General features: G+C 34.8%; 10 protein-coding genes and 1 pseudogene. 3 read left to right on the top strand and 8 right to left on the bottom strand.

Going from position 1 to position 12,479, the window contains the following annotated elements; translation table 11 throughout:
• Positions 1 to 66 precede the first annotated feature (66 nt).
• Positions 67 to 510 carry a VOC family protein gene (locus tag AC4BB2_RS05315; RefSeq protein WP_490474389.1) on the top strand — a complete coding sequence of 148 codons (444 nt, stop codon included), beginning with the start codon at positions 67 to 69 and terminating at the stop codon, positions 508 to 510.
• Positions 511 to 689: 179 nt separating this feature from the next.
• Here the strand turns inward: AC4BB2_RS05315 and AC4BB2_RS05310 are convergent, their stop codons facing one another.
• The 4 genes from AC4BB2_RS05310 to murA all read right to left on the bottom strand — a co-directional run bounded on the left by AC4BB2_RS05310 (position 690) and on the right by murA (position 4,926).
• Positions 690 to 1,745, bottom strand: coding sequence for an aldose epimerase family protein (locus tag AC4BB2_RS05310; protein WP_490474668.1), 1,056 nt, complete (start codon positions 1,743 to 1,745; stop codon positions 690 to 692).
• A gap of 243 nt (positions 1,746 to 1,988) precedes the next feature.
• Positions 1,989 to 2,258 (bottom strand): type B 50S ribosomal protein L31, encoded by a 270-nt coding sequence (locus tag AC4BB2_RS05305; protein ID WP_490474388.1) that lies wholly within the window; start codon positions 2,256 to 2,258, stop codon positions 1,989 to 1,991.
• Positions 2,259 to 2,356: 98 nt separating this feature from the next.
• Complete coding sequence (gene rho / locus AC4BB2_RS05300; protein WP_490474387.1) at positions 2,357 to 3,649, bottom strand: transcription termination factor Rho; 1,293 nt, start codon at positions 3,647 to 3,649, stop codon at positions 2,357 to 2,359.
• Positions 3,646 to 4,926 (bottom strand): UDP-N-acetylglucosamine 1-carboxyvinyltransferase, encoded by a 1,281-nt coding sequence (murA, locus tag AC4BB2_RS05295; protein WP_490474386.1) that lies wholly within the window; start codon positions 4,924 to 4,926, stop codon positions 3,646 to 3,648. Before murA ends, rho begins: the two co-directional genes overlap by 4 nt.
• 328 nt (positions 4,927 to 5,254) lie before the next feature.
• On the opposite strand from murA, the gene AC4BB2_RS05290 reads away from it, so the two are divergent.
• A complete protein-coding gene (locus tag AC4BB2_RS05290; protein WP_490474385.1) occupies positions 5,255 to 5,869 on the top strand; it encodes a hypothetical protein in 615 nt (204 codons plus the stop codon).
• Positions 5,870 to 5,968: 99 nt separating this feature from the next.
• Here AC4BB2_RS05290 and AC4BB2_RS05285 read toward each other — a convergent pair whose 3' ends face one another.
• Positions 5,969 to 6,835: a class II fructose-bisphosphate aldolase gene (locus AC4BB2_RS05285; RefSeq protein WP_490474384.1), complete on the bottom strand. Its 867-nt coding sequence runs from the start codon at positions 6,833 to 6,835 to the stop codon at positions 5,969 to 5,971.
• A gap of 318 nt (positions 6,836 to 7,153) precedes the next feature.
• Complete coding sequence (locus AC4BB2_RS05280) at positions 7,154 to 8,089, bottom strand: YitT family protein (RefSeq protein WP_490474383.1); 936 nt, start codon at positions 8,087 to 8,089, stop codon at positions 7,154 to 7,156.
• Between the two features lie 275 nt (positions 8,090 to 8,364).
• Between AC4BB2_RS05280 and AC4BB2_RS05275 the strand changes: the two genes are divergently transcribed.
• Positions 8,365 to 8,859 (top strand): YajQ family cyclic di-GMP-binding protein, encoded by a 495-nt coding sequence (locus AC4BB2_RS05275; protein ID WP_490474382.1) that lies wholly within the window; start codon positions 8,365 to 8,367, stop codon positions 8,857 to 8,859.
• 58 nt (positions 8,860 to 8,917) lie between these two features.
• Here AC4BB2_RS05275 and AC4BB2_RS05270 read toward each other — a convergent pair whose 3' ends face one another.
• Together AC4BB2_RS05270 and AC4BB2_RS05265 are read right to left on the bottom strand one after the other, a co-directional pair.
• Complete coding sequence (locus AC4BB2_RS05270) at positions 8,918 to 9,883, bottom strand: asparaginase (protein ID WP_490474381.1); 966 nt, start codon at positions 9,881 to 9,883, stop codon at positions 8,918 to 8,920.
• A gap of 115 nt (positions 9,884 to 9,998) precedes the next feature.
• Positions 9,999 to 12,386 (bottom strand): annotated as a pseudogene (locus AC4BB2_RS05265) (ATP-dependent DNA helicase).
• Positions 12,387 to 12,479: the final 93 nt, after the last annotated feature.

Here is a 12,479-nt window from a genome sequence, read left to right as displayed (position 1 = left end):
TAAAAATGACACCTTTTATCAGTATACTAAACATATAAAACAAATAAAAGAAATGAGGATAAGAAAATGACATTAGAAATTGCAATTTTTCTCTCTATGCATGGACGTGCAGCTGAAGCAATCACTTTTTATAAACAACACTTAGGTGCCAAAGAACTTTTGCTAGTTACCTATCAGGACATGGCAAGCAAAGATGAACATTTTCTTGTAACCGAAGAAAACAAACAGCATATTGCTCATTCTGTTTTGCAGGTAGGTAAAACAAAACTAATGATTGCAGAAGATACAATGAATCCTAATGAAAAATTTACCGTTGGAAATAACTTTTCTTTATGTATTCAAAGTGCTGATTTAAACGAAATACAAACCTTTTATACTAATTTGATGACAGATGATCGCGTCAAAATTCTTGTTCCACTAGCCAAAAATGTCTTTAGTGGCTCATACGGAATTATTGAAGATCCATTTGGCATACAAATTCAGTTAATGCATGATACTCGCTTAGCATAATCTCTTTTTTCTCAAATATAAAAAGTCGTCAAAAAGTTCGTTTTTACTTTAACGAACTTTTTGACGATCAATGATTGAAATAACTCTAAGTATAAAGATAAACAATCTATCTTTTATAACTTACGATATAATTTTCTAAAGGTATTCTTTTTACATAAGACTTAATCAATTTCTCAGATTCACATTGAAACTTTGTCAACAGAAAATGAAATAGCATAAACTGTCTGACTATAAAAATCTTTTTCCGGACGTAAAATAATATCACCAAATCCTTCAAACTCTACAGCACCTGGACTTGTTTGCGTCTCAAATGTGATTCCCCCATGATTGACCACTTGTTTTCCATGAACTACTGGACCTGAATTACCAAATTGAGCTGTAAAAATCACCACGGTATCTCTATCCGTGTAAACATCAATCGTAATATCTGACTCTGGTGAAGTTAACACAACTAGCGGTTTCTCTTTCGTCGTATGATTAAGTATAAAAGGATGGTCTAACCCATTTACTAAGACATTTTGCTCATAGGTTGTTTGAAATACTTCATTGACCTTTTTAGTTGTTCTAAAATCAAAAGGTGTATTTGCAACTGATCTTTTCTCTCCTGTAGCATTTGTGTTACTGTCAACAACAACAAATTTGTCAGCGTTGATCTGTAATTGATGATTAGCTACTGTTTGAGTCGAATCTCCAGTTAGATTAAAATAAACATGATTCGTTGGATTAAAGAGTGTTCCCTCATCAGTAGATGCATGATAGGTTATCTTCCATTCATTTTGATTATTTAATGAATAGACTACCTTCACTGTCACTGTTCCTGGAAAACCATTTTCATTAGCTGGACTAGTATACGAAAAGACAACTGAAAGTTCTTCTTCGCTTTCTTTAATTGAGGCATCCCATATCTTTTCTTCAAAACTATGAGGTCCTCCATGAAGTGTATTGCCGTTTTCTTTGTCAACCAAGACTTGATATTTTTTTCCATCAATCGAAAACTGACCATTTTTTATTCTACCAGCGACTCGTCCAATCGTTGCACCAAAGTATAAATCTTTCTCGACATATTCTTTTTCAGAATCAAATCCCAAAACAATATTTTTTCTTCCATTGGTTGTTGGTACATATAAGTTAACAATCCGAGCACCTAAGTTTGTTACTTCTAAGGTAACGCCATTATTGTTAGTAAGCGAATACAAAAACGAGCGCTCTCCAAATTTTTTCTCTGTAACCTTCATCGTTTCACCACTTTCCATCCATTCTGATTCCTTACTAAAAAGGAATGCTCACTGCCATTTTAGCATTTTTTTCGCTACTTTTTCTTTTAATTACTACTTTTGACTTTTTTTTGGTTGATTTCACAAAATTCTTGTCAACATGCACTTTAAAAAAAGAACTTCTGATAATAATCATTATATATTTACAACAAAATAAGACCTCTCTCATAATTGAGAAAGGTCTTATAAACATTGCTGTTTGAATTAAGCGTCTGGATTTGCGTTGGCATCTTTGATACCATACTTTTTGTTGAAACGGTCCACACGTCCGTCTGCTTGTGTGAATTTTTGACGTCCAGTGTAAAATGGATGAGAGTCAGATGTAACTTCGACACGGATTACTGGGTAAGTATTTCCGTCTTCCCATTCAACAGTTTCGTCAGTGTGCTTAGTAGAACCTGACAAGAATTTAAAACCTGTTGTTGAGTCCATAAATACTACTGGGTGATATTCTGGATGGATATCTTGTTTCATAGTCTTTTCGCTCCTTTGCCCTGATCCATTTGCTGTATCAGAGTTATTTTGTCGATATACAACAGTACTATAATAGCACGATTCTTTTATTGTTGCAATTATCTTTTTACATTTCTTTTGGCTTGTCTGCCAAATGAAACATCGTGGAAATCTTCAAAGAATTTTTTATTATTTTTGGTTTTACGTAAAAACTTGATGAACTGCTCTGTATATTCCAAAGAATCACCTGTCATATGATTACGTAACTTCCATGTTTCTTCCAATTGCTCTGATGACATCAGTAATTCTTCTTTACGGGTACCTGATTTTTTGATGTCAATCGCCGGGAAAATACGTCGCTCTGCCAACTCACGGGACAAGTGCAGTTCCATATTTCCAGTTCCTTTGAATTCTTCAAAAATAACATCGTCCATACGGCTACCTGTATCAACTAAAGCTGTAGCAAGTATTGTCAAGCTGCCGCCTTCTTCAATATTCCTAGCAGCACCAAAGAAACGTTTCGGTTTATAAAAGGCTGCTGGATCAATCCCTCCGCTTAATGTTCGCCCACTTGCAGGAATCACCAAGTTATAAGCACGGGCTAAGCGAGTAATACTATCCATCAAAATAACTACATCTCGTTTATCTTCTACTAAACGCATCGCACGTTCCAAGACCAATTCAGAGACACGTGTATGATTTTGTGGTTGCTGATCGAATGTTGAAGAAACTACATCACCTTTTACACTTCGCTCTAGGTCTGTCACTTCTTCTGGACGTTCATCAATCAAAAGTAAAATCAATTCTACCTCTGGAAAATTTTCTGTGATGCCATTAGCAATTTCTTTCAAAACACTCGTCTTACCTGCTTTTGGCGGTGCAACAATCAACCCACGTTGACCAAATCCAACTGGTGAAAAAATATCAATCATTCGTGTAGATAATCGGCCTGAAGTTGTTTCTAATTTGATTTGTCTTTCGGGGTAAAGAGGTGTTAATGCAGGGAAATGGGGACGCTGTTTTGCTTCTTCTGGATCTTTTCCATTGACACTTTCAACATGCATTAAACCATAATAACGTTCAGATTCTTTCGGTGGACGTGCTTTACCAGCAACTTTGTCCCCATTACGAAGGCCAAATCGGCGAATTTGAGAAGATGAAATATAAATATCTTCTGCACTCGGTCCATAATTGATTGGTCGTAAAAAACCATAGCCGTCCTGAGAAACAATATCTAGAACTCCCTCCATTAAGAAGAAGCCTTGTTTCTCAGCTTGAGCTCTAATTACTGCTAACGACAATTCTTTTTTATTCATTTGGCTATAATAAGGAATCTTAAACTCTTTAGCATAAGCATATATATCTTTTAATGTACTATTTTCAAGCTCTGCCATCGTTAAATAGTCACTCATTTAGCCACCTCGATTTCATCATCTGTTTCAATCATTTTAATATCAGCACCAAGTGCTGTTAATTTTTCAATAATATGATCATAGCCACGTAAAATGTATTCTACGTTATAAATCGTAGTTGTACCTGTTGCCATTAAACCAGCTATAACTAAACAAGCACCAGCTCTAAGATCAGAGGCAACAACTTCTGCACCATGTAATTGAGCAGGACCATTAATAACAATCATATTCCCTTCAACCGAAGCATCAGCACCCATACGCACTAATTCAGGAATATGTTTTGTTCGTTGAGCATAGATACTGTCAATAACCTCACCTGTACCTTTGGCCTTTAACATTAATGGTGTAATTGGTTGTTGTAAATCTGTTGCAAAACCTGGATATGGATATGTTTTAACTGTGGTCATTTTTAAATCGTGAGATGGGTGTACTTCGATCATATCTTCTTCGATCGTCATTTTAACGCCCATTTCTTGCAATTTTGCTATAAAGCTTTCTAGATGTTCATAAATCACATTACGCACTTTGACGCCTTCACCCATTGCTGCGGCTAAAGCTAAATAAGTACCAGCTTCTATTCTGTCAGGGATAATCGAATGACGGCAACCATGTAGTTTTTCAACGCCTTCAATTCGAATAATATCCGTTCCCGCACCACGAATATTGGCGCCCATATTATTCAATAAAGTCGCAACATCAATGATTTCTGGTTCACGGGCAGCATTTTCAATGATTGTCTTACCTTCTGCTTTGACAGCAGCCAACATTACATTAATCGTCGCACCAATTGATACCATGTCCATAAATATTCTAGTTCCATGAAGTCCGTCTTCCGTTCTCAAATACATCGCACCATGTTCATTAGTTACTTTAGCACCTAATGCTTCAAACCCTTTGATGTGAAGATCGATTGGACGAGGCCCCAAATAACAGCCTCCTGGTAAACCAACAACGCCTTCTCCAAATTTACCTAATAATGAACCCATAAAGTAATAGGATGCACGAAGACTATTGATTTTGCCTTTTGGCATTGGAACAGAAACGATTTCTGTTGGATCGATAACAAGTGTATTGTCACTAAAGGTCGTTTTAGCTCCCATGATTTCTAGGATTTCAATCAATGAATGGACATCTTGAATATCAGGTACACCATCTAAGGTTACCGGTGAATCGGCTAAAATGGCTGCCGGAATCAATGCCACTGCACTATTTTTTGCTCCACTGATAGATACTTCTCCTGTTAATGGAAGATTGCCGTTGATTACGATTTTTTTCATGTTTTTATTCTCACCTATCTATATTAAAAGAACTTTAATTTCATTTTTTGTATGCCTCAACTATTTTAACATAATATACGAAGAAAAAGGTAAAATTTTAGCACACACTTCTACTTTTCAAAAAAAAAGCTACCTTTCCAACCATAAAGACAGAGGAAAGATAACTTTTAAGATGAATAACTAAACATTGAAATACGTGAAAACTTGAATTTTTTAATAAAATCATTTTTGCACTTATCATTTTTAAGTATGAGGAACATCTTCCAAGGCCCAAACTAAACTTCCTTCAAAAGAAAACAAAATTGCACTTGCTAAAAAATTTAGTACATTGGATTTCCCGGTTCCTATTCTTGCAAAAAAGTTTATTATTGATTCAGTTATATTTAATTGGAATCTACCTCTTGATGAAGACGCTTATTATTTGTTTTTATATCATGCAACACTCACGTTATTATTCATAGATTATATTGGAATTGAATTCTTTAAAGCTTTTGATTTCTCAAGTTCATTTGGGATGAATAACTTCCCTTCTTATGTACCCGATGATTGGTATAACGACATCAAATGTTTTTGGAATACATTTCAACAAACGCACCCTGAAATAGAAGAGTATAATATAAAAAAATCTAGTTTTTATATTATATACATATGGATATATTTTATAATTGATCATTCCAAAGACGTTAAACTACGTGTAGCTGTTAATTTTTCTTCAAATCCAATTGTAGAGATATTCATCAAGCAAAAATTAAAATCTGTTTTTAATGCTTCAAATTTAATTTTTATTGATGAAGTTAAAGATGCAGATTTGGTCATTTCTAACACTTCTGAGCCTTCAGTTGCTCAAGGCAACCTTTTCTTTATAGATAATATTATTCAAAAAGAATCTTGGCAGCTTCTTTTCAATTGTATACAGCAAAAGATTTTTGATAAAAATTTTTAAACCAAACGACTTTCACCAAAAAAAAGCGCATAAAAAAAACAAGAGTAACAGCCATTAAGCTTTACTCTTGTTTTTTTATTAATATAGAAGCTATTTTATTTATGCTTTATTAGCAGAACCGAACCATTCGATACGTTGTTCAACTAATTCAGTAACAGCTTTTGTTCCTGGTGCTAATAATTTACGAGGGTCAAAGCCTTTACCTTCAAGGTCTTTGCCTTCTTCGATGTATTTACGTGTTGCAGCTGCAAATACTTCTTGACACTCAGTGTTCACGTTAATTTTAGAAACGCCCATTGAGATTGCTTTTTGAACTTGCTCTAAAGGAATACCTGAACCACCATGTAATACTAACGGAATGTCACCAACAGCGTCAGCAATTGCTTGTAAGTGATCAAATGCTAACCCAGTCCAGTTATCTGGATAAGAACCGTGAATGTTACCGATTCCGCAAGCTAGGTAATCAATACCAGTCGCAACCATTTGTACACATTCTTGAATATCAGCTAATTCGCCAGAACCGATGATTCCGTCTTCTTCTCCGCCGATTGAACCAACTTCACATTCTACAGAAACGCCTTTAGCGTGTGCTTTAGCAACAACATCTTTCGCTTTTTCGATGTTTTCTTCAAATGGTAAGTGAGAACCATCAAACATTACTGAAGTGTAGCCAATTTCGATACATTCTAATGCATCTTCGTAATTACCGTGATCTAAGTGAAGAGCTACTGGTACAGTAATTCCCATTGAATCGATTAAATCTTTTACTAGATCGTAACATACTTGGTATCCGCCCATGTATTTAGCCGCACCCATAGAAGTTTGGATCAAAACAGGCGCTTTTTTAGCTTCTGCAGCTTCAAGAATCGCTTTTGTCCATTCAAGGTTGTTTGTGTTGAATCCTCCGACACCGTAGCCGCTTTTGCGAGCTGCTTTAAGAAATTCAGTTCCTGATACTAATGGCATAATAAAATTCCTCCTAAGTTTTAAACAAACTTTATTTGTTAAGGACATCCTTAACCAACAGTTATATTTTAGCAGACTTTTTAGTACTTTTCTACTAAAATTGCCTTTTTCAGAAAAGTTTTGCCCAAACTTTCACAAAACTAAAGACACTTTCTTCTTTTTGTCTAAAAAAGAGTGAAATAGTCTATGAATTCTACCATTGAATTATCAAGAAAATCTATTCTTTTTTTTATTTTTTTAGGTAGTAAAAAAACTATAAAAAATTCGTCAAAAGACTGAACAACCCCAGACCTTTTGACGAATTTAATTGTAATGCTTCTATTTTTGTTTCATCTTACGTTTTTTCGTCTCTGGGAAACTCCCAGTACTTTTAAAAATTCGTTGTTCGTCTTCATTAGCAAACCGTCCTAATACAGAATGAGTAGGAATAATATTCATAAAGGCATTTTCATCAACTTCATAAACGATTTGCTCTAAATCATACAGCTCGTAGCGCGTGATTACCATCATAATCATACGTCCTTCAACTCCAGAATAACCACCCATCGATGGTAGTAAAGTCATCCCACGAATCATTTGTTTTGAAATCGCCTGTGTTACGACTTCAGGCTGAACTGTTACGATCATCGCGGTGACTTTTTGATGACTTGTATGGATTGTATCAACCACTTGAGTCATACAATAAATCGAAATAATCGTATAAAGCGCACTTTCCCAATCAAAAACAAAACCAGCTATTGCCACAATGATGCCATTCAACATAAACATATAATTACCGACTGTTTTCCCAGTCGTCTTCGATAGAACCAATGAAATAACATCCATTCCACCAGTTGTAAAGCCCATTTTAAGAGACAATCCTGCACCAATCCCAATCAACACCCCGCCAGCAATCGCATTCATCAACGGATTTGTCGTAATCACTTCGATCGGAATAAAAATGGTTGTCAATGAAACCCACGCTACATTTAAAAAGCTGTAAAGCGTTGATTCTTTTCCAAGTTTCATAAATCCTAACACAAAAATTGGAATATTTAATAGTAAAATAAAAAGACCAGTATCGATTGAAATTCCCAGATGAGTATACAATAACGTTGCAATGACTTGCGCAACACCATTCATTCCAGCAGAAAAAACTTTTGCCGGTATCAAAAAAAAGTTCAAACTGATTGCTACTAAAATCCCAGTAACAAAAATAACAGCAAACTTCTTCAATGTCTCACTTTGTTTGTATGAAATAACCCATTTACTCATTCAAAACCTCCCCCTCATATTTAAAAGCCTTAAATAACATATTCCAGCTTCTATGTTTACTTCTTTGGATAAAATCCCTCGAATTAGGATAACAGTTTGCTCAAAAAAAGAAAAGAAAAAAAGAGGAAAATGAGGATTATTTTAGTCTTCCGTACGCCCATTTCCATTGATTTTCGTTTCAAGAACTTATCTTTGTTTAAAAAAGTTTTTTATACTTGTTTCTTCCCTATTTAATGGTACTATAAAAGTAAGAAATAATGAGAGGAGATATTTGAATGGCAGCAAAAGAAGCAAGTTTTGATGTCACTTCTGAAATGAATATGGAAGAAGTGAAAAATTCAATTCAGATTGCACTAAAAGAAATCAAAAATCGCTTTGATTTCAAAGGATCAATCGCTGATATTAAATTAGAAAATGACAAACTAGTTGTTGTTGCAGAGGATGACTACAAAATAGAACAAGTGAAAGATGTATTGTTCAGTAAATTGGTCAAACGTGGTGTACCTATCAAAAATATTCACTTCTCAGCAAGTGAAAAAGCGCTTGGTGGTTCTGCCCGTCAATACGGAGAACTAATCAGCGGAATCGATAAAGATAACGCTAAAAAAATCAACGTTGCCATCAAAAATTCTGGTATCAAAGTAAAATCACAGATTCAAGAGGATCAAATCAGAGTAACTGGAAAAAGTCGCGATGATTTGCAAAAAGTGATTACTTTACTTAAAAATTTAGATTTACCAGTAGAATTGCAATTCACAAATTACCGCTAAAACAAAAATGAGGTAAGTAATATCAGTTAAAAAAGCTGATGTCACTTATCTCATTTTTTTATTCACTCAAAAAATCAGTTAGTTCATGTAATTTTTTCCCGCTATTTAATCCTACAATCAAACGAATTCTAGCTTTGGGACCATTTAAGCCTCTAGAGAATACAATGCCCATTTTCTTTAAGTTAACCCCGCCACCTTCATAGTCATAAATATCTTCAGCGATACCGTTAGAACAACGGGAAACTAAAACAATAGGAATATTTCTTGATAAAAGTTTTTCTATTGCAGGTAGGGTTTCAGGTGGAAGATTTCCAGCTCCTAAAGCTTCAATAACGATTCCTTTGGTTCGATCGTTATTCACTAAGTCAAATAAGCTGCCATCCATACCTGCATACGCTTTGATTACATAAACCTCACCTGCAACAGTTTGTATATCACACACTTCTTGAGGACGAACTTCACTGGCAAAAAAAGTCCGTTCTTTAGCAATCATACCAATAGGTCCAAATGTCGGTGTCCGAAAGGTTGCAACATTTGTAGTGTGGGTTTTCGTAACATAACGAGCCGTATGGATTTCATCATTCATTACAACGAGCACACCTTTTTCATAAGACTCATCTGAACATGCGGTCCAAACTGCACTAATAAAATTATATAGTCCGTCAGTCCCAATTTCATTACTTGAACGCATCGCTCCTGTTAGAACAACAGGAATTTTATTTTCTAGCGTAATATCTAAAAAATAAGCCGTTTCTTCTAGCGTATCCGTTCCATGAGTAATCACTACACCATCAATATTTTCAGAATAAGCTTTTTGGATACGTTGTTTTAATTCCAACATTCTTTCCAAGGTCATATGCGGTGAAGGAATATTAAAAATCGGTTCTACGATTAAATTAACTTTTCCCGCTAACAACTCTTCTTGATTAAGCAAAGGATTCATGTGATTGGTCGTAACATTCCCATCAGCCTCTTTTGACATCGAAATCGTGCCGCCTGTATGTAAAACTAATATAGTTTTCATCTTTAGTCCCCTTATTGATTATTGTATTTAGATAAATCAGTAGATTTTCTACTAAAAAAATACTACCTTGAACAATTTAATTCATTTTTACTTCTTAACTTTTTTAGTATACCAGTTAGAGTTGCTTTTTTCTATCGTTGTCTGTATGCTTTAACTGCCAAAATTGCTGCATGAAACGCTTCGTCTGTTCAGGTGTATAGGCCGTTTGTTTCTCATTCCAATGAGGAGGAAAAAAGCGTTGAACAGCATTCGTTGAAAACCTCTGATCTAAAAGAAGAACAATCCCTTTATCCTCGACATCTCTAATAACTCTACCTGCAGCTTGTAAAACTTTATTCATCCCAGAAATTTGATATGCAAACTGGAATCCTTGATTTTTTTCTTCATCATAATATTTTTTGATCAGTTCTTGCTCATGATTAATTTGCGGCAAACCTACACCGACAATTGCAGTGCCAATTAAACGAGTGCCTTTTAAATCAATCCCTTCCGAGAAAATACCGCCTAAAACACAAAAACCAACCAATGTTTCTTCAGGATCTGAAACAAACTCAGACAAAAAAGCTTCTCGTTCAGTCTCATTCATGGATGTTGCTTGAATCTTTGTTTTAACTGAAGGGTTTTTATCTCGGAACAAATCATAAATTATATCCATATAGGAATAAGACGGGAAAAATACGAAATAATTTCCTTTTTTTTGTTGAATCATATTAGTCAGACTCTCAACAATTTTTCCATAACTATTTTCACGTTCTTTGTATGTCGTCTGGATATAACTTTCTATCACTAATAATTGATTTTCTTTTGGAAATGGACTGGGAATCCTATAGCGTAAGCTCTCAACTCCACCGCCTAGAATTTCTTGGTAGTAATCCAGTGGTGTTAAACTAGCTGAAAATAGGATACTTGCTTTGCCTTTTTCAAGTTTTTGTTGTAGCAGAAACGATGGATCCATACAAAACTGCTTGACGATAATATCATAGTTTTGGCAATTTACATAGGTGCAATAATGATCATCATATCCTTCACTGATTTTAGTATAATTCAGTAGGTCAAAATAAACAGTCAACACTTGATTCAGTTCAGTAAAGTCTTGGTTTTCTGGCAACCATTCTTTGATTTTTTCTGCAAGGGAATACGTAGCTTTGATAAGTGAATCAATTGGTTCACTTTGGTGTAAAAATTCTTTTTCTTCCTCATCACAAACTAGTTTAATCTTATCAAATTCTTTTTCAACTTTGTTAATCCCTTTAATCAGTTTTTTCTGTTTCTTATCAAGAACCTCTTTTAAAGCAGATAATTTGTTTTTAGACAAGGTCGCCGAGTACATCTCTCTTGAACGGTTAACTAAATTATGTACCTCATCCACCAAGAATATGTTGTCTTTGGTCTGTGTTTGTTCTTCAAAAAAACGTCTTAAATAAACAACTGGATCAAACAGATAATTATAATCGCAAATCACTAAATCACACCATAAGCTAACATCTAAGGATAATTCAAAAGGACATAACGTATGTTTACGTGCGTAGGTTTCAATCACTTCGCGAGTGAACTGATTTTCATTATTCAATAAATCCCATAGGCCCTCATTCAAACGATCATAATAACCATTTGCAAAGATACACGCTTGTGGTGTGCAGTTTCGTTCTGTTAAAAAACAGATTTTATCTTTAGCGGTTATGGTGACACTCTTTAGTTCCAAATTTTTTTTCTTCATCGCTTCCACTGCATCTTCTGCCACTTGCCGAGTGATTGTCTTGGCAGTAAGATAAAAAACTCTCTCAGCCTGTTCTTCGCCTATTGCCTTTAATGTTGGAAACAAGGTAGAGATAGTTTTTCCCGTCCCTGTCGGTGCCTCAACAAACAGTTTTTGATCGCTTAAAATTGTTTTATAGACTGCTACTGCTAATTCTCTTTGACCTGCTCGATAGTCTCCGTAGGGGAAAGGAAGTTTTTTTAATTATTGATTGCGGATGCTGCGCCAATTTGCTTTAAAAATTAGCCATTGTTCATATTTTTTTGTTAAATCATCAAAAAAATCTTTTAGCTCTTCTTTCGTAAATTCTTTTTCTTGTCGAGTAATTTCGTCAGTTGTTGTTTGATAATAGGTCAATTGTAAAGTAATTTCTTTTAATTTTTCTTGTTGACAATAAATATGCCCATAACACATTACCTGATACCAATACATGTCTATTTGTTCATCCAACAACTCTGAAAATGCGGGTTCTGACGTTTTGATTTCATCAATGACTGTCCGTTTATTTTCATCACTAAAGATGCCGTCTGCACGGCCTTCGATTATGTATGATTGTTGGTTCAACTCTATGTTAATCGCTAGCTTTATTTCTTTTTGATACTTCTCACCAGCTGCTTCTTGAAGTTTGCGATGAATCTTAGCACCTTCTAAAGCTGTATGCTCACTTGTATGTCTAGTATCAATACTGCCTCTGCGTAAAATAAATTCTACTAAACTACGAACGGCGATTCTTTGAGTGTTCTGCATATTCAATCCCACCTGTCATTCACTTATTATAGAACATACATTCGCAAATGGAAAGAGGAGAGAATAAACTTTTTTGTTTATCCCCTCCTCGTT

It is taken from the genome of Enterococcus sp. AAFC-DPL-5146 (assembly GCF_058216635.1).
Note: the sequence above shows the minus strand (reverse complement) of the source record. Positions and strands in the feature narration are given on the sequence as shown.